The organism is Novosphingobium kaempferiae, assembly GCF_021227995.1.
GTDB lineage: Bacteria > Pseudomonadota > Alphaproteobacteria > Sphingomonadales > Sphingomonadaceae > Novosphingobium > Novosphingobium kaempferiae.
Map to the genome: position 1 here is coordinate 5168149 of NZ_CP089301.1, position 23460 is coordinate 5191608.

18 protein-coding genes and 1 pseudogene are annotated in these 23460 nt (G+C 62.5%); 11 read left to right on the forward strand and 8 right to left on the reverse strand.

The window, feature by feature from the left end; genetic code table 11:
* The first annotated feature begins 538 nt into the window (after positions 1 to 538).
* The gene (locus tag LO787_RS23455) at positions 539 to 1702 is read left to right on the forward strand and encodes an extracellular catalytic domain type 1 short-chain-length polyhydroxyalkanoate depolymerase (protein ID WP_232493368.1); all 1164 of its coding nucleotides are present in this window, start codon (positions 539 to 541) and stop codon (positions 1700 to 1702) included.
* Between the two features lie 28 nt (positions 1703 to 1730).
* On the opposite strand, the gene LO787_RS23460 is transcribed toward LO787_RS23455, so the two are convergent.
* Complete coding sequence (locus tag LO787_RS23460; protein WP_232493369.1) at positions 1731 to 2576, reverse strand: N-formylglutamate amidohydrolase; 846 nt, start codon at positions 2574 to 2576, stop codon at positions 1731 to 1733.
* A gap of 14 nt (positions 2577 to 2590) precedes the next feature.
* On the opposite strand from LO787_RS23460, the gene LO787_RS23465 reads away from it, so the two are divergent.
* The 4 genes from LO787_RS23465 (at position 2591) to LO787_RS23480 (ending at position 8553) form a co-directional block, all read left to right on the forward strand.
* Positions 2591 to 3529 (forward strand): transglutaminase family protein, encoded by a 939-nt coding sequence (locus tag LO787_RS23465; protein WP_232493370.1) that lies wholly within the window; start codon positions 2591 to 2593, stop codon positions 3527 to 3529.
* 5 nt (positions 3530 to 3534) lie between these two features.
* Positions 3535 to 4350: a transglutaminase-like domain-containing protein gene (locus LO787_RS23470; protein WP_232493371.1), complete on the forward strand. Its 816-nt coding sequence runs from the start codon at positions 3535 to 3537 to the stop codon at positions 4348 to 4350.
* 549 nt (positions 4351 to 4899) lie between these two features.
* A complete protein-coding gene (locus LO787_RS23475; RefSeq protein WP_232493372.1) occupies positions 4900 to 7959 on the forward strand; it encodes an autotransporter outer membrane beta-barrel domain-containing protein in 3060 nt (1019 codons plus the stop codon).
* 345 nt (positions 7960 to 8304) lie between these two features.
* The gene (locus tag LO787_RS23480; protein ID WP_232493373.1) at positions 8305 to 8553 is read left to right on the forward strand and encodes a hypothetical protein; all 249 of its coding nucleotides are present in this window, start codon (positions 8305 to 8307) and stop codon (positions 8551 to 8553) included.
* Between the two features lie 301 nt (positions 8554 to 8854).
* Here LO787_RS23480 and LO787_RS23485 read toward each other — a convergent pair whose 3' ends face one another.
* Positions 8855 to 10117, reverse strand: a complete 1263-nt coding sequence (locus LO787_RS23485) for an alginate export family protein (RefSeq protein WP_232493374.1) — start codon at positions 10115 to 10117, stop codon at positions 8855 to 8857.
* 152 nt (positions 10118 to 10269) lie between these two features.
* Between LO787_RS23485 and LO787_RS23490 the strand changes: the two genes are divergently transcribed.
* Complete coding sequence (locus LO787_RS23490) at positions 10270 to 11226, forward strand: chromate resistance protein ChrB domain-containing protein (protein WP_232493375.1); 957 nt, start codon at positions 10270 to 10272, stop codon at positions 11224 to 11226.
* The gene (chrA, locus tag LO787_RS23495; RefSeq protein ID WP_232493376.1) at positions 11223 to 12626 is read left to right on the forward strand and encodes a chromate efflux transporter; all 1404 of its coding nucleotides are present in this window, start codon (positions 11223 to 11225) and stop codon (positions 12624 to 12626) included. Before LO787_RS23490 ends, chrA begins: the two co-directional genes overlap by 4 nt.
* A gap of 746 nt (positions 12627 to 13372) precedes the next feature.
* Here the strand turns inward: chrA and LO787_RS23500 are convergent.
* Complete coding sequence (locus LO787_RS23500) at positions 13373 to 13606, reverse strand: hypothetical protein (protein ID WP_232493377.1); 234 nt, start codon at positions 13604 to 13606, stop codon at positions 13373 to 13375.
* Between the two features lie 209 nt (positions 13607 to 13815).
* Positions 13816 to 13986 (reverse strand): hypothetical protein, encoded by a 171-nt coding sequence (locus tag LO787_RS23505; RefSeq protein ID WP_232493378.1) that lies wholly within the window; start codon positions 13984 to 13986, stop codon positions 13816 to 13818.
* 462 nt (positions 13987 to 14448) lie between these two features.
* Between LO787_RS23505 and LO787_RS23510 the strand changes: the two genes are divergently transcribed.
* Entirely contained in the window at positions 14449 to 14610 is a 162-nt protein-coding gene (locus LO787_RS23510; RefSeq protein ID WP_232493379.1) for a hypothetical protein, read from the forward strand.
* Between the two features lie 209 nt (positions 14611 to 14819).
* Here LO787_RS23510 and LO787_RS23515 read toward each other — a convergent pair whose 3' ends face one another.
* On the reverse strand, positions 14820 to 16622 hold the full coding sequence (locus tag LO787_RS23515) for a DEAD/DEAH box helicase (RefSeq protein WP_232493380.1): 1803 nt from the start codon (positions 16620 to 16622) through the stop codon (positions 14820 to 14822).
* A 157-nt stretch (positions 16623 to 16779) separates the two neighbouring features.
* The gene (locus tag LO787_RS23520) at positions 16780 to 16926 is read right to left on the reverse strand and encodes a hypothetical protein (RefSeq protein WP_232493381.1); all 147 of its coding nucleotides are present in this window, start codon (positions 16924 to 16926) and stop codon (positions 16780 to 16782) included.
* A gap of 263 nt (positions 16927 to 17189) precedes the next feature.
* Here LO787_RS23520 and LO787_RS23525 point away from each other — a divergent pair, with 263 nt between their 5' ends.
* From LO787_RS23525 to LO787_RS23535, 3 genes are all read left to right on the forward strand, one after another.
* Positions 17190 to 18953, forward strand: coding sequence for a tetratricopeptide repeat-containing sulfotransferase family protein (locus LO787_RS23525; RefSeq protein ID WP_232493382.1), 1764 nt, complete (start codon positions 17190 to 17192; stop codon positions 18951 to 18953).
* Positions 18954 to 19217: 264 nt separating this feature from the next.
* Positions 19218 to 21518 (forward strand): TonB-dependent receptor, encoded by a 2301-nt coding sequence (locus LO787_RS23530; RefSeq protein ID WP_420847774.1) that lies wholly within the window; start codon positions 19218 to 19220, stop codon positions 21516 to 21518.
* A 4-nt stretch (positions 21519 to 21522) separates the two neighbouring features.
* Positions 21523 to 22836: an APC family permease gene (locus LO787_RS23535; protein WP_255700816.1), complete on the forward strand. Its 1314-nt coding sequence runs from the start codon at positions 21523 to 21525 to the stop codon at positions 22834 to 22836.
* On the opposite strand, the gene LO787_RS23540 is transcribed toward LO787_RS23535, so the two are convergent.
* On the reverse strand, positions 22833 to 23279 hold the full coding sequence (locus tag LO787_RS23540) for a TetR family transcriptional regulator C-terminal domain-containing protein (RefSeq protein WP_338045439.1): 447 nt from the start codon (positions 23277 to 23279) through the stop codon (positions 22833 to 22835). The two genes, LO787_RS23535 and LO787_RS23540, sit on opposite strands and share 4 nt — an antisense overlap.
* Positions 23280 to 23312: 33 nt before the next feature.
* Positions 23313 to 23426: pseudogene (locus tag LO787_RS26215) on the reverse strand (TetR family transcriptional regulator C-terminal domain-containing protein); the annotation flags it as partial.
* Positions 23427 to 23460 lie beyond the last annotated feature (34 nt).

A 23460-nucleotide genomic window follows, 5' to 3' on the forward strand; every position in this document is an offset into this window, starting at 1 on the left:
GGCAGAGATGACGGGATAAGCAACTCGACTGCGGACGCTACCAGCTCCGGACACTGACGGCGTGGGTGACCTCCCGCAACACTTACGCCTATTTTCAACAGCGTCGAACGCCCGAACAAGGTCCCGTAGAGTCTTCCAGCCAGCCCCTTTGTCGTCTGAGACGGGAGATATCGGATCTGTATGGGCAATCGCGGCAGCATAGCTGCTTCTATATGCTTCGGTCTGACAAGTCGGCCGCTGATCGCTCAGGTCAACCATCTCGAGAAGCGGCATGAGCGAGGGGCCGGATCTGAAATGGAACGGTCCGTGTCGCTCTCCCTTTTTCCTGTCGGTAAAGCGCGAGCAACAGCCATCCGTGGAAAACCGTGCTTCGCGCTGCGAAGGGCCTGGAGGCGAACCGCGTCAGGGACCAGCAGGTAGGCTGATAAAACGTCTTAACCCAGATCAATGCTGCCCAAGCGGACCTTGCGGTTTTCGCCTTGACCGCCACTTATTGTGCAGTGCAGCACAATAGCGGCCCTGACCCGAAGGAATTGGCATGCGGAAGATTTCGGACACGATCAGCCGTCTCGCAGCCCTACGGGCTGCCGGAAACGCAAATACCTTTCTCCCAGCAAGCAGCCGGTTGGCGCGACTCTCCAATTTCGGTCCGAATCCCGGAGCACTGAATGGATACGTCTATATTTCTCAAACGCTGAGGACGAACGCTGCGCTAGTCGTTGTCCTGCACGGCTGCACGCAAAATGCCGCCGGATACGACATCGGCGCGGGATGGTCGGACATGGCGGACCGGCACGGATTTGCGCTTATCTTCCCCGAGCAACAACGCCAGAACAATCCCAATCTATGCTTCAACTGGTTCTCACCGGGCGACAACCGGCGCGATGTGGGTGAAGCGCTCTCGATCCGGCAAATGGTGGCCGCGGTCACCGCGCGGCACGGACTGGATCCGGCGCGCGTGTTTGTGACCGGTTTGTCGGCAGGCGGGGCAATGACCTCGGTCATGCTCGCGGCTTACCCGGAAGTGTTCGCGGGGGGCGCGATCATTGCTGGTCTGCCCTACGGATGTGCAAATACGGTCCCGCAGGCGTTCGACCGGATGCGCGGACACGGCATGCCGAGCGGTTTGGAACTGACGGCACTGGTTCGCAGCGCTTCGGACTACGAAGGACCATGGCCCACGCTATCGATCTGGCATGGCACCGCCGATGCGACCGTGAGCCACGACAATGCCCAGGCTATCATCGACCAATGGCGCACCCTGCATGGCGCTCGGAAGGCGCCCGATCACCTCGAGGCTATCGGAGCGCATGCCCGTCGCATCTGGACCGACGCAGCGGGTCGCGAAGTAATCGAGTTGTACACCATCCACGGCATGGGTCATGGCACTCCGCTCGACACCCTGAGCGCCGACGGGTGCGGAGCCAGCGGTCCCTATCTGCTGGAGGCGAATATTTCTTCAACTCAGCGCATCTGCCACTTCTGGGGACTTGCTCACGAGACTGAGACAGGGGCCGCCAAGGTTGCGAAGCAGCCTGCGCTCGGCCCATCAGACCAGGAGGCAGCTCATGACTCGATCAGCAATGCAATGCCGCCGATTTTTGCACGCCGCCCCTTCGCCCATGACCAGCAAGCGCATCGCACCGGCGGCGTACGCAAGGTCATCGAAGATGCGCTGCGGAGCGCTGGACTGATGCGATGATGGCAGCCCCCGATTGCAGGGGTGCCGATTACGCCCTGCCCCGCCGTATGCTTTCTTGCCCAGAAGCGAGCGTCTCTTGCGCTGAGCGGTCACGCATCGACAATACACCGGCAGCTCGTCGTACCGCTTCAGCCAGATGCGTCGCCCATGCTTTTTGTCCAGACGGGCTGGCAATGAGGTCTTGGCGCACCTCGATCTCGGCGTAGCGCAGATTGCGCGCAAACGCGTGAAACGGAACTGTGTAGTCGGTTTCGTCCATGGCATAGGGCTCGTTATCCCCGATGGTCAGCTCTGAGCGCTCTCCAAGCGCATCGCGCAGTCCAAGGGCAAAATCATTCCGCCCCGAACCGTGCAATACCCCGACGTCCCAAGGCCGGGTCACTCCGTCCAACGTCGGCGTGAAGCTGTGCAGTGAGAGGAGGATCGTCTCCTCGCCGGCAGCGTGCCGAGCGTCGAGGAGCGTAGCGATCGCTGCATGATAAGGCCCGTGGATCGCGGCGGCCCGGGCAGTGCGCGACCGCTCGGTCAGACGCCGGTTTCCAGGAATCGGGGTGCCGTCCGAAATTTCGGGGATGGCGTCGGGGCGCGTGGGCAGGCGATTGCAGTCAATGACAAGGCGCGAATAGACCTGATGCAGGAAAGGCGCCTTCAACAGGATGGCCAAAGCCCGGCCAAGGCCGAGCACGCCGATGTCGATCGCTATGTGGCGCCTCAGGTCATCGGGTTGCAGACCAAGGGATTGCAAAGGGCGTGGAACCGCGGATCCCGCGTGGTCGCCGGTTATCAGGAACGGCGAGTTTCCTGCGGCGTTAAATAAAGCAAACGGCGCCGGATCTCCCGGACCCAGCACGCTCTCGACCGTGCCCCCGGTCATGAGGAAACCCTTCCATGCCGTTGCTGACTATCCATCACACAACGCTGTATCGCTACCAGCAGCCTGTGTCGCTTGGTGAACATCGCATCATGATGCGGCCGCGCGAAGCGTTTGACCAGCGATTGCTCTCCGCGCGCCTGATCATCGACCCTGAACCGAGTGAACTGCGCTGGCTGCACGACGTATTCGGCAATTCGGTTGCCGTCGCCTCGTTCGAGCGCCGCGCCCAAGCCCTGACGATCACCAGCGAGACGACGCTCGAGCATGTCCCGCTTACCCAGACGCAAGTTGACGTCGAGAACTATGCGCGCCTGTTTCCCTTTACCTATTCGGCCGAGGACATGCCCGACCTTCTGCGCTCGATCGAGCGGCAGCACCTCGACCCTGAGCGCATCGTCGACAACTGGGCGCGGGCATTCCTCCGCCACGACGCGAGCACCGGGACTATTTCCCTGCTGACTGAGATCGCAACCAGCATCAAACGGGACTTCACCTATGTCCCGCGTCATGAAAAGGGCACCCAGTCGCCGATCGAGACATTGAAGAAGCGCCAGGGGACGTGCCGCGACTTCGCCGTCTTGATGATCGAAGCGGTTCGCGCGCTCGGCTTTGCGGCACGGTTTGTCTCGGGCTACGTCTACAATCCGTCCCGGTCCGAAGGCGTGGTCGGCGGCGGCAACACCCACGCCTGGGTCCGCATCTTCCTCCCTGGTTCCGGCTGGGTCGAGTTCGACCCCACCAACGGCATCATCGGTAATCGCGGCCTAATCCGCGTGGCAGTGGCGCGCGATCCCTACCAGGCGTTGCCGCTGTCAGGCACCTGGTTCGGCTTGCCCGCCAGCTTCCTCGGCATGGACGTAACCGTCGATGTCCACCGGGCCGATCCAGGACAATTCCCCTCCATCGGCCATGGCGCCGTAAACAGCCGCCGTTCCGGCGCTTCAGGAAAGTGACACCCATGCTGATCCGCTGTGGCTACGATATCCGATTTGAAACCGAAACGACGACCGCGATGATGGCGATGCTCAGCCTTCACCCTTCGCGCCACCAGGACCTGCGCACCCCCCAGCGCCTGCTGGCCGACCCAGATATCCCGCTTTATCAGTTCGAGGATGTCTTCGGGAACGTCGCCACGCGCTTCAGCATACCGGCGGGCGGTGTGACCCTGTCGTGCGAATTCGTCATCGAGGACAACGGCGAGCCGGACATGCGCCCTGCCAACGGCCCGCAAATGCCGGTCGAAGACCTTCCGAATTTCGTGATGCCGTTCCTGCTGGGCAGCCGCTATTGCGAAACCGACCGCCTCATGGACGTGGCCTGGAGCAATTTCGGACACTACGGCAATGCTCGTGACAGGGTGGATGCGATCGTCGACTTCGTTCATCGGCATATTGAGTTTGGTTACCATCACGCCCGGCCCGACAAAACCGCCTGGAACGGCTATCAGGAGCGTCAGGGCGTGTGCCGCGATTTCGCTCATCTCGCCATCACGCTGTGCCGCTGCATGAACCTTCCAGCACGCTACTGCACCGGTTATCTGGGGGATATCGGGGTTCCGGCCGCCGACGCGCCGATGGACTTCAGCGCCTGGTTCGACGTCTATATCGATGGCAGTTGGTACATCCACGACGCTCGCCACAACAAGCCGCGCATCGGTCGAATCCTCATGGCGCGTGGCCGCGATGCCACCGACGTCGCCTTGACGACGGCTTTCGGGCCAGCGACCCTCGCCCGCTTCGACGTGTACACTGAAGAAATTCAGCCCGTCGAATGATAGGCGCACCAATCCGCTGCGTCCCCGGGTCGGCCCGCCCGGTGCCCAAAGTTTGCACAGGTGCGGAGCCCGAAGCTGTGCCTGCTTTCACGGTCGCGGCGATAGAGATGCCTGCTTGCGACCCTGCCCTGAGCATTTATTGCTATAGCGAACGAATAGGATCTTGGAAGGTCGCAACGCCTGTTCAGAGCGCGAGGAAAGCTTGGCCATCTTCCATTAAGCCTTGATCAACATTCTTACCGAACGCGTCTTTTCATAACTTCGAATTTCGTTCCCAAAAAAAATATAAAATTTGCAACGCGTTGTTGGGATCAAAACCCGTTCTGGGCAGTATCTCCGACGCTCAGACCGAAAAAACGGGTGAGCGGTGTGATGTGCCGGAGGAACCGTGGCACTCGGCATCTGAGTGCGATATACGGTTTCAGGGAAGCTTTAATGACCTCGACAGTTGCACGCAAAGGCGCTTGTGCGTCCGCTTATGCACGCCTAGCGCGTGGTACCGCAATTTTCCCCCTTGCGTTGGGAATGGTTGCGTTTGCGAGCCCCGCAATGGCAGCAGACGAGTGCGGTCTTGCCCCTCTGGGTGGAGGTACGGTGACGTGCATCGCCACCGACAACCCCTTTTCCAACGGCATCTCGTACACCGCAATCGCAGACGACCTGACCGTATCGCTCGAAAACGACGTCGCTGTCTCGGCTTCGGCAAACGACACGCGCGGTATCGTGCTGAGCGGCATCGGTGCAAACACGGTCACCCTCGCCGGTGGTACGGCTTCGGTATCGACAGCAGGCGCGAACGCGACTGCGGTGGACGTCAGCAGCCTCGGCGGTCCGGTTTCGATTACGGTTGGCAATGTCAGCACGTCGGGTTCGCTCGCAGGCGGTGTACGCGCCATCGGCGGTATCGATGGTGACGTCACGGTGGTCACCGGCAACGTGACTACCACCGGCCTTGACGGCAGCAGCTTCTTCTTTCTCCCCAATTCGACCGCCATCACCGCTACCGCAACCGGGACCGGCAATGTCACCGTTGACGCCGGATCCATCAGCACCGCAGGGCTCGGAGCGCGCGGCGTGAATGCATCGGCCGTTGCAGGCGATGTCACCGTGACGACGGCTGCGGTCACGACGACGGGCGACAATGCAATCGCGATCGCAGCAAACAGCGGCACCGGCAATGTCGATGTAATGGCGACCGGCGCGATCGACACGAGCGGTGACTTCGCCCATGGCGTCTATGCCACGGCCATGAATGGGGCTGCGGCCGTCGACGTCACCAGCATTACGACGACGGGCTTCAACGCTAACGGCGTCTATGCCATGTCGGGCGCAGGCGGAACCACCGTCAACTTCGACGATATCGCGGTCGCAGGCACCCTGACCAGCGGCATCGATGCACAATCTGTTGGTGGCGCCGTGAACATCAGCGGCGGCTCTGTCATGGCGACCGGCCAGGCTTCCACTGCGGTTTACGGATACTCCGATACCGGCATGGTGAATATCGCCACGACCGGTACCGTCGCAGCCACTGGTCGCGGAGGATCCGGTATCTACGCGGCTTCGGCTTCAGGCGACGTGATGGTGTCTGCCAGCAATGTCACCACCGTAGCCGCTGATTCAGCAGATACCGAGACGAGCCGCAGTGCCATCTACGCCCAGGGCGCGAACGCGAATGTTACGCTGACCGGCACTGCCAATGCCGCAGGCCAGGCGCTGTTCGGCGGTTCGGCCGATGCTGTCGCCGTTATCGCAACTGACGGCGATGCCATGGCCGACGTCAATGCGATCAGGTCCACCGGCGCTTCCTCTCGCGCGCTCAGCGTTTCCGCCACGGGCGATGCGACCGCTACAGTGCGCGGTGCCGTTTCCGCTTCGGGCGATCTGGCCGATGCCGTATTCATCGATGCGGGCGACAAGGCCACGGTCAACGTGACCAGCGGCGGAACCATCACTGCGGCGGATGGCAACCTGATCACGGTCAATTCCATCAACGGCACGACCATTAACAACGCCGGCATTCTGGGCGCCGCCCGCAACGGCTACACCCTGGCTGTGACCGGCGGCCCGGCAACGGTGAACAATTCCGGCACCCTCAACAGCGATATCACGCTGACCGCGGGCAACGACACCGTCAATAACAGCGGTATTTTCGTTCTGGGCGACAACCCGAATTTCGGTGCCGGCCTCGATACCTTTAACAACACCGGCACCATCGTCTTCGGCCAGCGTACTGCGGCGTCTGCCAAGACAATGGTCGGGCTGGAACGGCTCAACAATTCCGGCCTTATCGATATGCGCAACGGCATCACCGGTGACACCCTGACCATCCCGGGCACTTTCACGGGATCTGGCAACTCACAACTCGGTGTGGATGTAAATCTGGGGACTGGCGCATCCGACACTCTCATCGTCGGCGGAGCGGCTACGGGAAGCAGCAGCATCGTGCTGCGCCAGACGGGTACGCAGGCACTGTTCAATTCGGGCGTGACGGTGGTTCAGGCAGGCGCCGGATCCTCGGCGAACGCCTTCGTTCTGGCAGGGGCGAATGGCGGCGTCGATGCTGGGCTCGTCCGCTACGAAATCGTCTACAACCCGGCCGACGCCTCGTACAACCTCGTGGGCGGCCCGAGCGATGCGGCCTATCGCACGCTTAATTATGTCGAGGGCGTCCGCAGCCTCTGGCTGAAGTCGGCAGATGTCGTCAGCGCCCAGCTTCAGGCCCGCCGTGACCAGCTGTGGGCGCAGGGTGAAGCCGGCACCTCGGGCAAGTTCTGGCTGCAGATGCATGGCTCGGTAGAGGACCGTGGCAATGGTGGCAACTTCACTGCCTTCGGTGCGACCCGCTCGGTTGATACCAGCTATCGGCAGGACTACTTCGGCGGTCAGGTCGGCTTCGACTTCGGCGGCGGTAGCGGTGAGCGCGGTGGTTTCGCCTTTGGCGTGACGGGCGGCTACATCTCCTCGTCGATGAACTTCGACAATGCCTCCGATCGCGTCCAGTTCGATGTCGTCAACGCCGGTGTCTACGGCGCCTTCACCAGCGGAAACGTCTTCATCAATGCCTTGGGCAAGTACGACTATTACTGGGCGACGGCGCACAGCAACAGCGGCGGCTTCCGCGACAAGTCCAAGGGTGATGCCTACGGCGGCCGCGTCGAAGCCGGTCTCCGCTTCGGCAACGACAGCTTCTTTGCGGAACCGGCTGTGAGCGTTTCCTACCTGAAGACCGGTTTTGACAGCTTTGCATCGCAAGGTGTCAATGTCGACTTCAACGATGCGGACGGCTTGCGCGGGCGTGCCGGAGCTCGGATCGGCACCCAGTTCGATATGTTCGGCTCTAAGGCGTCGATCTACGCTGGTGGCAATTATGTCCACGAGTTCAAAGGCCGTGACAGCGTCACCTTCATCAGCGGCGGTGAAATTCTCACCTATCGCAACAACCGCGTGGGCGACTACGGCGAAGCCAAGCTGGGAATCGAGATCGCCCAGACGGGCGGCGTCAGCGGCTTCATCGAGGGAACGTATATCCGCTCGTTCAGCGACAACAGCGCCACGCGTTCGGACATAGAAGGCGCCGGAGGCCGTGCAGGCCTGCGCATACGCTTCTGATTTAAAGGGAGCGCGTCCTGTCGGACGCGCTCCAATCGGACGTAACTGACATCGCCCCCTTTTGCTCGTCGCGGTTGCGATTTGCGCTAGGATCAATTTTCTCCCGTCGCGTCCCTCGAGCTTTCTCCGGCAAAGTGTCTGTCATGACTGCACGCCGGAACTGGATTATGTAAATCGGCGATCTTGAAAAAAAGCGGGCGCGACAGAGTGGATCTGTCGCGCCTGCGTCGCGATCTAACGCGTGGGGTGCTGTACCGATCGCGACTTTCCTGATCCACAGCAGCGCCTACATCACTGCGTCCCAGTTCCGTCGTTTGCCGCCAGAGTGGGACGGCCACCGACCTGATGCGCGAATTCGACAGTCCCCCGCAAGTCGCCGATCTCGCAAGCACGGTTAAAACGATTGCGACCTGCGCATCCACGCACTTTTCTACCGAGCGCTTTGCCGCTCTTTTCCAGGCGATGGGTTACTTTCCAGATCAGCTACGTCCTTCCGTCGATCGCGGGCTTGAACCCGGCGACCGTCGCGCGCATCTCTGGGTAAGCATAGGCGCGGTCGAGCGCGAGCGTGATATCAGTTCTAGGATGATTTGAGCTTTTGTCGCGAGCGGTGCACATTTTGCGCTGCCGTGAGGCGTCGCGAATGTGTCACCTTCTTGGATGGCCACGATTGGCGGGTAGCCGATTGGCCGTCAGGCGAATGTCCGGATCCGAGCCGGGTGGCGGTGATAGCCGGCGGGACAACCCCAGTCGTTCCCATCGGGACTAAAGTTGTTCACTCTCGCAGAAAGTGGTCAATCATGCCGGTCGAGAGGCGGTCTGCGAGGGGGGAGCTGTGTTGCATCTATTTAGCGAAATACTCGCGCCCTCGCGGGCTATCCGTGCTGGAACGATTTCAGATGGTCGCGATCACGTTGAAGGACACATACCGCGTCCACTTGCCTGCCGTGGCGTTTGGCGCATCCCGAAGGAAGCGTTCCTTGGCCAGCACCAGACCGTCGAATTCAAGCTGCAGCCGCTTCGGAATAACCCAGTAACGCACGCGGCCCTCCAGCTGGTTTCCAGCAAAATCACCTGACCGCCCGGAAGCGTCACGAACGCCGGTGGAGGAGAAACTGTCCTGCCGGGCAGCAAGCCACATGGGCCGGTAGGCGGCGAACCAGTCGAGGAGCTTGCTGGGTTTGGCCTCGAGGCGGATACCGACCGTTTCGATATTGGTTCGCGCGAGGGCATTGAAGAGCCCAGCCGGCGCGAGGTCGGCGCGGCGCATACCGAAGAGGGTATCAAAGCGGCCAAACTTCCCGCCGGGCTTGTCGCCGCTCGCCCGATCATATTCGACAGACAAACGCGGCATCCAGGCGCCTGGGAAAGTATAGCCCACGTCGGCATGGAAAAAGCTCGCAGCCACGGTCTGGCGCTGGGCGGATGCAGCCGTTGACGTGCTTACCGACCCAGTCTGATAAAATGCTTCGATTTCATAATCTAAATTTGAAACCTTCGGCTCGACGATCAGGCGACCACCGAAGGTGTCGAGCGAGCGGTCGCGGGTCGGCCGCCCCGGGGCGTCACGCTCTCCCAGATGAAAATAGATGACCTCGAGGATCGCGAGGCCAACGGTCTTTGCGCGGCTAAGTTGACCGCCCCAAAGGACGAAGTCGAAGCTTTCCCGATCAAGCTTCACTTTGGCGGAACGAACATCCTCCAACGTATCGGGCAGGCGAACCTGCGGCAAAGTGTAGATGAGAGTGCCCTTCCACCCGCCGCGGGCGGAGAAATCGGCCTTCACACCGGTATAGCCGTTGGTCGTGTTGCGGTAATCGTCGGCGGCGACCAGACGCCGCGAACCAAGGTTGAGCATCATGCGTCCGGCGGTGAGTGTGATTTTCGAACCAGCGCCAAGTGGATCCTGGAAGGTTCCCGCTACATAGGCCTGAACCGGCTCGAATGTGTTCACCTCATTCGTCGAGACAGGCGTACCAACCCGGTCACCCCAGACCCGGCTGTCATAGAGTTCGACAGCGACCTCGATGTCGGCCTTACGATATCGAGCCAGCACATTGGTACGCAAGTTCAGCAAATCATCACGTCTGTTGAAGCCGACCCGTGGCTGCCCGTCGATGGCTTCGTAGCGCAGACGCGTCGCCCCGGAGATTGACATGCCTTCTTGCACCTCCTCCGCCTGAGCTGGTGCCGCAGTGGTAGCGCAGGCAGCGACCATCCCCATCACGTACCCCGAGAGCCATCCCAGCGGCGCACGTCTCATTAGATATACCTATTTCCTTATCCACACCATTGAGATATGCTTCTATCATGATTCGAGCAACACCTCATTCCGAGTGGATCGCGCTCCTTCACCAGTTGCCCACGAAGCCGCCATATCTGCGGGTGAAAATCTGGCGCCGGCTTCAGGCGATCGGGGCCGTGGCGATCAAGAATGCAGTTCATGTTCTGCCCAAGGCGCCAGAGCATGAGGCGACCTTTCTGGAACTGCTCAACGAGATCGTCGCAAATGGGGGTGAGGCAATCCTGATCGACCTTCGTCTTCTGGCCGGGATGACCGATGGGGACGTCAAGGCCTTGTTCGATGGCGCCCGGGACACTGATTACGACGAGATCACGCAGAGCGCCCGCCGCCTGCTGGAAACGGGGCCTGCAAGCGGTAGCGAGATCGCGCGCCTTCAGAAACGGATGGGCGAGATCACAGCGCTTGACTACTTCGGAGCACCGGGCCGCCGCGATGCTGAAACGGCTCTCGAACAACTCGATCGTCAGCGCTACGAGCACCCTGACGTCAGCCGCTCCCAACCGCTTGCCGAGCAACCTCTCGACCTCACATCCAAGGTCTGGGTGACGCGCAGCGGCGTCCATGTCGACCGAATAGCCTGTGCCTGGCTCATTCGCCGGTTCGTGGATCCCGCAGCCACCTTCAAGTTCGTGGACGCGCGCAGCTATCTGCCGGGACCCGGAGAGCTTCGCTTCGACATGGCCGAGGCAGAGTTCACTCACGAGGAGGACCGCTGCAGCTTCGAGACGATCGTGCTGCGCGCCGGTCTCACCGGTGACCCCGCTCTGGTCGCCATCGGGGAGATCATTCACGATCTCGACATCGCCGATGGCAAGTTCAACCGCCCGGAGACGCCTGGCCTCGGCGCTATCCTCTCCGGTGTGTGCGCGTCGTGCGACGACGATCTTCAGCGCATCGCTCAAGCCGGCGAGGCCCTCAACCAGTTCCATGCATTCTTCAGCGCGAGGAATCCTGCACCATGACCAGTGTCGTCAGCACACCTGCTGAGTTGCCGTCGCAACGCGCCGGCGATCATGGCATCCCGTTTGCCGAAGCGGTGGGAGTTTGGGCGCGCATCGCCGCCCTGAGCTTCGGCGGACCTGCTGGTCAGATCGCCGTCATGCATCGTATCCTGGTGGAAGAGAAGAAGTGGATCGGGGAAGAGCGTTTCCTCCACGCCCTCAACTACTGCATGCTCCTTCCCGGACCCGAAGCACAGCAGCTTGCCGCCTACATCGGTTGGCTGCTCCATAAGACCAGGGGCGGTCTGGTCGCGGGAGCGCTGTTCGTCCTGCCGGGGTTCCTCGCGATCCTTGGCCTCAGTTATGTCTACGTGCTCCTGGGGCAGACACCGCTTATCGAGGGCATGTTCTTTGGTTTGAAGGCGGCTGTCCTCGCCGTGGTCCTTCAAGCGGTGGTGCGCGTGGGATCGCGAGCGCTCAAGAACAACGTGATGCGAGGGATCGCAGCGACTGCTTTCGTTGCCATCTTCTTTCTGGATGCGCCATTCCCGCTGATTGTCTTGCTAGCCGGGATCGGCGGTTACATAGGAGGACGCGCGGGCCTTCCCGCCTTCAAGGGCGGTGGCGGCCACGGATCGGCAGGCGGCAGCGTCGTCCACGATGCGGATACCGCACTTGGGGAAGGCCTGCCCGAGCATGCCCGTCCCAACCTGGCATGGTCGCTGAAGATCTCGGGAGCTCTCCTTGTCCTGTGGCTCGCGCCTGTAATAGCGCTGCTGGTATTTGCCGGGCCGGACAACGTCTTTACGCAGATCGCCACATTCTTCAGCCAGATGGCTGTCGTGACCTTCGGCGGCGCCTACGCCGTTCTTGCCTATGTCGCACAGGAGGCTGTCGGCACCTATGGATGGTTGCAACCGGGCGAGATGCTGAACGGCCTCGGTCTCGCCGAGACCACGCCGGGACCACTTATCATGGTCACGCAGTTCGTCGGCTTCCTCGCCGCCTTTCGCGAGACGACCGGGATGTCTCCGCTCGTTGCGGCAACGCTCGGCGCGATCCTCACCACCTGGGTGACTTTCGTGCCCTGCTTCCTGTGGATTTTTGCCGGGGCACCATTCGTTGAGCGGCTGCGCGGCAATCGCGCGCTCTCTTCGGCGCTGATGGCTATCACGGCAGCGGTGGTCGGCGTCATCTTGAACCTCGCCGTCTGGTTCGCGATTCACACGCTTTTCACGCGCACCCGCAAGGTCGACTTTATCGGTGAAGGACTCGACGTTCCGGTGCTTACCTCGCTGAATGTTGCAGCGCTTGTCCTGGCTCTGGCGGCGGCGGTCGCGGTCTTCAGGTTCAAGACCGGCATGATCCCTGTTCTTCTGGCATGTGCTGTTCTTGGCGCGGGCTATGTAGCGATCGTGTGAGGAATGCATCGTGACCGAACTTACGAGACGCGGCGCAATCCCGACCCTTGGAACGCCACGGTCATGGGTCTGCTTGACCGCTAGCAGCCCCGGGCTCGCACGACGATGAGCCGACGAACGTCTCCAAGGAAGCGACGCCGGCCTATTTTCGCGTCGCGTGCGCTCATGTCGTCAACGTCGCATTGCTTTCGGCATGGTGCAAAGGCTTCTCCGGGCTCCTGTCTCATTCCAGTCGAAGACCGACAAGTACCAAGCCCCCCCACCCTGCGCGGCGCCCGGCTGCTGCGTTGTCCTGATCGGCAAGGGGCCTCGGGTTCACAGAGGCGGGATATGGCCATTGAACCAGAACGCGTCGCTCATGGCACCTACGACTACAGCGTCAAGCTCGACACCCGCGCCTGCGGATCCATCTGCAAACTTGCGGGTGCTGCCGGCGTCCGTCAAGAAAGCTAATCCGAAGCGAGACGGCGTCGTGGGGACACAGCGGGTCGAGGAAAGATCCTCTCGCTGCTGTTCCGCGAAGGTAATGGCGGTGGGCGGGAATTGAACCCGCCGGCTACGCCGCCGTGTGCCTCGGTGGAAGAGACCCACACATCGAATCGCCCCACACAACAGTGGCGGCGGCAAGTAGCACACAATTAGTGACGCTCAACACCACCACACACCATCGAGATTGTGGGGGTGGTGAGAAGCGCAGGCCGCTGTCGATCGTTTCTTGCCAACGGCCCGCCGGATCGCCTGCAGTGTTACTTGGTTGCGCCTTCAGCGGCGTCGCCGGCTTTGTCTGCGGCATTGCTCACGCTGTCGGCGGCGTTGGTGATCGCGTTGTTCTTCGCGGTTTCGCTGCCAGTGAGTTGGCTCACGAAGAAAACGCCTGCAATTACGGCCAGCAGCACGGCGATTGCGATGACGACACTCGCGCCGGAACTGCGGCGGGTTTCGACGACGGTGGTCGTGTGCGACGGATTGCGATCAGCCATTTACCTCACCTCACATTGCTGTCTGTACTGCCGTCAACTCCGCCAACCCGCATCGGTTGCACGCGGGCTTTGACATGAATGCCACTCGGGATGGATTGGCCTTTCCAGAACCTCCCTCCGCCGAGCGACAACGCCGTTATCCCGCAACAACGCTCTTCAAAATCCGATCAGTATGGAAGGGCTGCCACCGGGTGCGCCACACCCAGTCGTCAGCTGCGCAAGGGAGCAAGTTGCCGGTGAACATTGATGAGTGACGCTCGGTACGCCTGCATGACGCGGGTCGCCCATTGAGCCTGTTGGTTCACATCGCTCGGCTCATGGTCCGCGTCGTCGGCGGCGACGATCTGGGTCGATCGAGTGGAGGCATGTTCGGTGGTCATAGGGCGTCTTTGTCGTGTCGTATCATTTTTGGGTGGCAGGAAGTTGTGGCATTTCCGGACCGCAAAATGCGGAGGACACAAATCAGTTCCGAGTTTAGTTTTGTCGCTTGAGTGCAAGGGCATGGAACGAGGCTCGCGCGCGATGAATGTTGTTGCATGGACTCGCGCCAGCCTTATCCTCTCCATGCCCACGTCATTATCGCTGACTCGTAGTCGCGCTTCGATAAGGCATCAGCGGCAGGAGAGAGAGAGAGAGCAAGTCTCCTGATGCACAGTACGACACGATGGCGTGGTGAAACCTAGCCGCGCTTCCGGTAGCCCAGCTTCGGGCGGGGTGACACGCTCTTGATGCTCTGAGCGTCCTGGCCGTCGCTCAGCCAGCCGCGGCAAATGCTCGACGCATCGGAAGGACTATAGTACTACAGGGGTGCAAGTGAGGGTCAAGCTGCGGGGCAGAGCGTAATGGATACAGCGATTACAAATCGGCAGTTCTTCGCGGCCGAGACGCGCTTTTTCGCGATCACAGCCATAGTCATGGCGCTCATTAATGTCATCGCTTTCTCGAAAGGCAGTCTTGAATCAACCTTCATTGGCAGCGTCAACCAATTCGTCCACGCCGCCTAAGCGCCCTCTTCCAGTCTGGATAAAAGAAACCCCGGTAGCTCGAATGAGCTACCGGGGTTTCTTTTTGCTCGTCGTCCCGGACTTGATCCGGGACCGCTGGCCGGGAACAGCCTCGCTATCAGCAACGCTTCCCACGCTTTGAGCTTCGCCTGAAGAAAGCCGCCCGTCCCAGATCAAGTCCGGGACGGGGACGTCATACTTTCAAAAACTTACCAGCTCTTCTTCGGCTTTTTGTGAAACGGCTTGCCACCACCCGGACGGTCCTGACGCGGGCCGGTCGGACGCGCGCGGTAGGGCGCCGAGCCTTCACCGCCCTGCCCCTCGAAACGCTGGCCGCCGCCATTGCCATGCGGACGACGCCCACGACCCTGCGGACCTTCACGGTCGCGGCTGCGGTGACGGGCTACGTCACGCGGCGTGTCGGGAGCACGCTCGATGCGGACAGTCGCTTCGTATTCGCCATCATCACGCGCGGTACGAGCGACGGCGCGCTCGAACTGCTCGGCCTGTGCAGCCGGGATCTGGAAGTAGGTCTGGTCGGCGTTGATGCGGATCTGGCCGACCGCATCGCGCGTGACGTGACCACGGCGGCAAAGCACCGGCAGGATCCAGCGCGCCTCGGCCCGCTGGTCGCGACCGACGTCCATGCGGAACCACACGACATCGTCAAAGCCCGGGCGCTCGCGCTTCTGGCGGGATTCCGGCGAGTTTCCGAGCAGTTCCTCAGGCTGCGGCATCGCGGCGCGGTGCGCGCGCACCAGCGCGGCAGCGACGTCCTCGGCGCTCATCGTCTCCAGAACGACCTTCGCCAGTTCGCGGTCGTCTTCCTCGACCTCGACCGGTGCCAGCAGCTTTTCGAGCAGACGGTCTCGGTCCTGCGCGCGGATCGCCTCGGGGGTCGGAGCATCGCCCCATTCCGCCTCGATGCGGGCACCGCGCAGCATCATCTCGACGCGGCGGCGACGCGGATAGGGCACGAGGAGCACAGCGGTGCCCTTCTTGCCCGCGCGGCCGGTACGGCCCGAACGGTGCTGCAGGGTTTCGGCGTCGCGCGGAATCTCGACGTGAATGACGAGGCTCAGCGACGGCAGATCGATGCCACGAGCGGCGACGTCGGTCGCGACGCAGACGCGGGCGCGACGATCACGCAGGGCCTGCAGCGCGTTGTTGCGCTCGTTCTGCGAATGCTCGCCGGAAAGCGCCACGGCCGAGAAGCCGCGCTCGACCAGCGTCGCGTGCAAGTGCTTCACGTTGTCGCGCGTGGCGCAGAACAGGATCGCAGTTTCCGCTTCATGGAAGCGGAGCAGGTTCACGACCGCGTGCTCGATGTCGGAGGGCGCGACGGTCACCGCCTTGTAGGCGATATCGCCATGGCCGCGGTTCTCGCCAACGGTCGAGATACGCAGCGCATCCTTCTGATAACGCTGGGCAAGTGCCTCGATCGGACGCGGCATCGTCGCCGAGAACAGCAGCGTGCGACGGCTTTCGGGCGTTGCGTCGAGCAGCTCTTCCAGATCCTCGCGGAAGCCCATGTCGAGCATCTCGTCGGCCTCGTCGAGCACGACGGCGCGCAGGGCCGAGAGGTCGAGCTTGCCGCGCTCAAGGTGGTCGCGCAGACGGCCCGGGGTGCCGACGACGATCGCCGCACCGCGCTCAAGCTGCTTGCGCTCCTTCACCGGGTCCATCCCGCCGACGCAGGTGACGATGCGCGCGTTGGTCTTGGCATAGAGCCATTCGAGTTCGCGGCTGACCTGCTGCGCCAGTTCACGCGTCGGCGCGATGGCGAGCGCCAGCGGCGTCGAAGCGAAGGCCAGTTCGTCGTCGGCGAGAAGTTCGTCGGCCATGGCGAGACCGAAAGCTACGGTCTTGCCGGAGCCGGTCTGCGCCGACACAACGAGGTCGCGGCCATGAGCCTGCGACTCGGTAACCGCGGCCTGCACGGGGGTCAGCGTCTCATAGCCATGCGCGGTAAGCGCCTCGGCGAGAAGCTGGGGAATCTGCGGAAAAGTCATATCTGAATCAACGAGTCCTGCCGCGATCATGCGGCCTTGAGGGAGCGTAGGGAGGGCTGCGTGGGTCGCCCTCGGGCGCACCGGTTGAGCGGCCCATAGACTAAAGCGTGCAAATTTGCGCGCTCAATTTCACTCCGGGACGATTCGTCCTATCTGGTCAGGCCTGCAGCGACCATGACGCGGCCCGCGCAGTCTTCGTATCGGCGCATCTTTCGGGCAGTTCGTCGAAGCTGGGTTCGAAGCCGAGCAGTATGTACATGTCGCGTTCGAGGAACGGCGCAGCATCGCCGGCGCTCATGTCCACGCGTGCGCATTCTCCCAGCCCGGGCAGGCTGGTGCGAAAAATTCCTTTTCGCACAGTACTTAAGCGCATTAAAGTCACCCCTTGGAGTTGTCAGCCCGGCCCGCGGAGCGCCCCGCTAACGATCCCGTCATCGGCGATCAAGTGCGGCATGGAGGCTGTCACAATCCTGCAAGACAGGCAATCCCGGCCAAAGTGAGCGCCCTGCACACGCGTTCGTCGAGCATGCTTGAGCAACTGCCACAGTTGCCCATAAACCTTGCTGCATGAACGTCTCAATCGCCACGCTCGTCTCCGAAGACCCTGCACGCGCGCTTCCGTTGCTTCGCGATGCGATCCTGCGCGAGCCGGAGAATGCGTCAGCGTATCGACTGCTCGGCAGGACCTTGCGCAAGCTCGGTCGCGATGAAGAGGCGCTTCTGGCCGAAGGTGAAGCGATCCGGGCTTCGACGCAGGATCCGGCGCTGATCGCCATCGCGCGCGCGCTCATGGTCGGCGATCTCCCTGTGGCGGAAAGCGGCTTGCGCCAGCGCCTTCGCGAGCAACCCACCGATGTCGCGGCGATACGCATGATGGCCGAACTGGCCGGGCGCATCGGCCGCTATCGCGATGCGGAAGCCCTGCTGCGCCGGGCTCTGGAACTGGCTCCCGGCTTCACGGCAGCGCGCGCCAATCTCGCTACCGTGCTCTACAGGCAGAACCGGTTTGGCGACGCGGTCGCGGAACTCGATACGGTTCTCGCTGCCGGGAACGTGCAGGCGGGCGACCTCAACCTGCGCGCAGCTGCTCTGGGGCGGGTCGGCGACTATGCGGAATCCCGCCGCATCTACGCTGAACTGACTGCAACCTTTCCCGATCACGCAAAACTCTGGATGAGCTACGGCCATATCCTGAAGACCTTGGGCGAGCAGGCCGAGAGCATCGCTGCCTATCGTCGCGCCATCGCCATCGAACCCGGTCTCGGCGAAGTCTGGTGGAGCCTCGCCAACCTCAAGACATGGCGCTTCGAGGATGCGGATGTCGCGGCCATGGAAGCCGCATTGCAGGAGCCTGCACTGTCCGACGACGACCGCCTGCATCTCCATTTTGCGCTCGGCAAGGCGCTAGACGAACGCGCCGCCAGCGCCCGTGCCTTCGAGCACTATTCGCAGGCCAATCGCATTCGCCGGGACCAACTGGAGCACGATCCCGAAGGCGTATCCGAACAGGTCGATGCCATGACCGCGACCGTGACGCCCGCCTTCGTCGCTGCGCGCAAGAATGCGGGACACCCCTCCCCCGATCCGATTTTCATCCTCGGCCTGCCACGCGCAGGATCGACTCTGATCGAGCAGATCCTGTCGAGCCATTCGCAGGTGGAAGGCACCATGGAACTGCCCGACATTCCCGCGATGGCCATGCGCGAAGCGCAAGCTCATGGCGGCCGCCCGCGCGACTGGCCTAAGGCGCTGGCGGCGATGCCTCCAGAGCGTCTGGCCGAACTGGGCGCCGAGTTCCTCGAACGCACTCGGGTCCAGCGCAAGACGGACAAGCCGTTCTACATCGACAAGCTGCCCAACAACTGGGCCTACCTCGGCCTGATCGCGCTGATATTGCCCAACGCGAAGATCATCGACGCGCGGCGCCATCCGCTCGACTGCTGCTTTTCGAACTTCCGGCAGCATTTCGCCAAGGGGCAGGCGTTTTCCTACGACCTGAACCATATCGGCCGCTATTACCGGGATTACGTGCGGGCCATGACCCACTACGACACCGTGATGCCCGGCCGTGTTCACCGGGTCATCCATGAGTATCTGCTGGACGATCCCGAAACGGAAGTTCGAAAGCTGTTGGCCGCGCTCGGTCTGCAATTCGAGGAATCCTGCCTCGAATTCCATCGCAATACCCGGGCCGTCCGCACCGCCTCCAGCGAGCAGGTGCGCCGTCCGATCAACCGCGATGGCGTGGATCAATGGCAGCCCTACGAGGAATGGCTTAGCCCACTCAAGCAGGCGCTTGGCGATCTTCCGGAAACTTACGCCCGGAGGTAAGGCTTCGGACAGCGGCGATTGTGGCGAAAATGTCATACATCGCACTGCACAATCGCCCGTCCACAACCGACCTATTGTCAAAGCTCATCAATTATGGCCGCTTCCGTGCAAGGCAAGCACAGGGGAATGCGGGTGAATTCATCGCGTTTGGGTTGTCGTCGCAGCGCCGTCATTGCGCTGCTTGGGTCTTCCGCTCTTGCTGCGACGCAACCCGCGTTCGCACAGGGTGCTCCCGCTGCAGGCGAAGAGGATGGCGTCATCCTCGTGACCGCACAGAAGCGCACCGAGAACCTCCAAGACGTGCCCATAGCCATCACTGCGCTGGGTGGTGAGAAGCTGCGCGACCTGCAGGTCAAGGAACTGCAGGACGCGGTCAAGAACATCCCCTCGGTAACCATCCAGACCACCCAGCCGGGCTTCAGCCAGGTCTACTTCCGCGGCGTCGCCTCGGGCGAGAACGCCAACCACTCCGGCCCGCTACCGACCGTCGGCACCTACCTCGACGAAATGCCGATCACGACCATTCAGGGCGCGCTCGACATCCACGCCTACGACATCGCCCGGGTGGAGGCGTTGGCCGGGCCGCAGGGTACGCTCTACGGCGCGAGTTCGATGGCGGGCACGATCAAGATCGTGACCAACAAGCCGGACTATTCGGGTACCTACGGCGCTGCGGACATGGAACTGAACTCGGTCGCACACGGCGATTTCGGCGGGGTCGCGCAGGGGTTCCTGAACTTCAAGCTGTCCGACCGTTCCGCCCTGCGCGTGGTCGGCTGGTATCGCCGTGACGGCGGCTACATCGACAACATCCCGGGCAGCCGGACCTATCCGTCATCCGGCATCACGCAGGACAACGACGAGTTCGTCGAGAAGAACTACAACGATGTCGATACGTATGGCGCCCGCCTGGCGCTCGGCATCGAGCTTGACGACAACTGGACCGTGACGCCGACCCTCATGGGCCAGGTCCAGAAGGTAAACGGCAGCTTCGCGCAGGAACGCTCCACTGCGGTCGACAAGAAGCTGCAGACCGTTCAGTACAATCCAGAGAGCAGCAAGGACGAGTGGTATCAGGCCGCCCTCACGATCGAAGGCAAGATCAGCAACTGGGATCTGGTGGCGACCGGCGGCATCCTGAACCGCAAGGATCGCACGGAATCCGACTATTCGGATTACGCCTACTTCTACGATGCGCTGGCCGGGTACGGGGCTTACTTCTACGACAACGACGGCGATCTGGTCAGCCCGAACCAGTACATTCAGGGACGCGACAAGTACCGCCGCCAGTTCGGCGAATTGCGCATCAGCTCGCCGCAGGAGAACCGCGTGCGGCTGATCGCGGGCCTCTTCGCACAGCGGCAGGTCCACTACATCACGCAGAACTACATCATCGACGGCATCGCGGATTCGATCACCGTGCCCGGCACCGACAGCGACATCTGGTACACCCGTCAGAAGCGCGTCGACCGCGACTATGCGGCCTTCGGTGAATTGAGCTTCGACATCACCGACAAGCTCACCGCAACGGGCGGCCTGCGCGTCTACAAGTACAAGAATTCGCTGGCGGGCTTCTTCGGCTATGCCGAGGGCTATTCGGGCGACAAGTACGACGACGAGGGCAACTTCATCCGCGACGGAACGGGCGTTGCCGGATGCAACGGCCGCGCGCCGGTGGTTTCGGATTCGCCCTGTACCAACCTGCAGGGCAAGACCTCCGACACCGGGTCGATCTACAAGGCCAACCTGACCTACAAGCTGACGCCGGACTGGCTCGTCTACGCCACATGGTCGCGCGGATTCCGGCCCGGCGGCATTAACCGGCGCGGCGGGCAGCCCTATGCGCCCGACACGCTCGACAACTACGAATTCGGCTGGAAGAGCCAGATTGGCGCGTTCCACTTCAACTACGCCATGTTCCGCGAGGACTGGAGCAGCATCCAGCTCTCGTTCCTCGGCGAAAACGGCCTGACCGTGATCCGCAACGCAGGTGCGGCGCGTATCTATGGCGTCGAGTTCGACATGGGCTATCGCAAGGGCGGGCTGACGCTGAACGCATCGGGCAGCTACAACGACGCGAAGATCACGAAGGACTTCTGCGAATACGCCAACACGGCTTTCGACTGCACGATCCCCAGCCCTGCCGGGGACGAGAACTCGCTGTTGGCCCGGGCCGGCACGCACCTGCCCATCACCGCCCGCTTCAAGGGCAACGCCCTCGCCCGCTACGAATTCCCGGTCGGCGGCTGGACCGGCCATGTTCAGGGCGCGGTCAACTACATCGGCAAGCGCCGCAGCGACCTTCGCGACGCCGAAAATACGATCAAGGGGCAGTTCGGCGGCTACACGACGGCGGACTTCAGCATCGGCGTGAAGAACGACGTCTGGCGGATCGACCTCTACGCCACCAATCTGTTCGACTCCAACGGCGTCATCAACAGCTCGGTCCAGTGCCTGGAGACGACCTGCGGCGATCCCGACGGCATGAGCACGACCGGCGGCGTATTCTACGACTACGTGATCCGGCCACGCGTCATCGGCCTGAAGATCGGAAGGGACTTCTGATCGCTTGGCACCGGGAGATAATCAGGAGGTTGGAGCGTCTGAAACGGGCGCCCGCCCCAAGGGAGACGGTCGCCTCGGGCTGATCGCGGCGATGGCGCTGGTCATGGGTAACATGATCGGCTCGGGCGTCTTCCTGCTGCCGGCAAGCCTAGCGCCCTACGGCTGGAACGCCGTGATCGGCTGGGTGGTGACGACGGCAGGTGCGATGGTGCTCGCCTATGTCTTCACCCGGCTGACCACCGCCCTGCCAGACGCCGGCACGCCGTCAGGGTTCGTATCCGCCGCTTTCGGTGTGGTCGCGGGTTTCTTCGTAAGCTGGATTTACCTCGTCTCGATCTGGACGACCGTCGCGACCATCGCCGTCGCCGCGGTGAGCTATCTCTCGAACATCTTTCCGGCGCTGGCCGCCGGAGCGTTCCGGCCCGCTCTCGCCGCATTGCTGCTGGTCTGGCTGATCGCGCTGGTGAACCTGCGCGGCGTGCGGACGGCGGGCGGCGTCCAGATCGCCACGCTCGCTATCAAGATCGTGCCGCTCCTCATGGTCATCGTGATCTCCGCCGCGCTGCTCTTATACGGTGGAGCGGAGGTGACGCCAGTCGATGCCGTGCCGATCACACCCGTCTCGATCAACGCGGCGGCCGCACTAACGCTCTGGGCGCTGGTCGGCTTCGAATCCGCCAGCATCGCCGCGGCCCGGGTCCGTGATCCCGCCATCAACATCCCGCGCGCAACGCTCTGGGGCACGGCGCTGACCGGGGTGCTCTACCTGCTGGTGTGCTCGGCGATAGGCCTGCTGCTGCCGATGAGCGTAGCCGCCGCATCGCCCGCTCCCTTCGCCACCTTCGTCGCGCGATACTGGGACGGCAGCATGGCGGTGCTGGTGACCGTCTGCGCCGTGGTCAGCTGCATCGGCACGCTCAACGGATGGACCTTGCTGGAGGCGGAAATGTCGCGCGACATGGCCAGTCGCAGGCTGCTGCCGCGATGGTTTGCCGGAACCGACGGCAAAGGCACGCCTCGCCGCGCGCTGCTGGTATCCACCGTGATCGCGACGGCCTTCGTGGCGATGAACGGTTCTCGCTCGATGCAGCAACTGTTCGAGTATCTGCTGCTGCTTTCCACCTCGGCGACGCTGTGGCTCTATCTCGCCTGCGCGGCTGCCGCCTGGAAGCTGCGGGTCTGTCGGCCGTTCGCGCTCGTCGGTGGGCTCTATGCGCTCTGGATGCTCTGGGGAGCGGGCATCGGGCCGAGTGGCATGAGCTTCATTCTCATGGCCGCCGGCCTGCCCATCTGGCTGTGGACCCGGCGCGAGCGCTAGAGCAACGCGTCGAGCCACTTCCCCACCAGCCCTTCCGCCTCTTCCGGCGTGAAAGGCGCTTTGCCGAGACTGAGTTCCAGCCATAGTCCGTCGATCAGCGCTGTCAGCGCGACGGCGGGCAATCGGGCATCCTGCATGTCGGGACGCAATGCGAGGATCAACCCCTCGATCCCACCACGAAACTCCCCGTAGATCTCTGCATGCAACGCGCCGATGCCCTGATCGACCGGCGTCATGCTCCAGAAGGCCAGCCAGGTCGCCAGGAGTTGCGGATCGGCTATGGGAGGTCGGAAACTTGCCGACAGATAGGCCAGAAGCCGTGCGCGTGGATCGCTGCCCGCCTCTGCCACGGCCTGCGCCAGCGCCTGCTCGACGCGCTCCCCCGTCCAGCGATAAGCCTGCGCTATCGCGTCGCTGACGCCGCCGAAATAGTGCCGCAGCAAGCCCGGCGATACTCCTGCCTCCGCACAGATCGCCCGCACCGAAGTCCCCGCCACTCCGTGCGTCGCAAGGCAGCGCGCCGTCGCTTCCACAAGGCTGCGCCTGCGCTCGTCCGGGTGTTCCCGCGTGAAGGATTGATGGTCGGCCATAAGCTTGTTATACGATCGTATAGCAAGGAGCGAC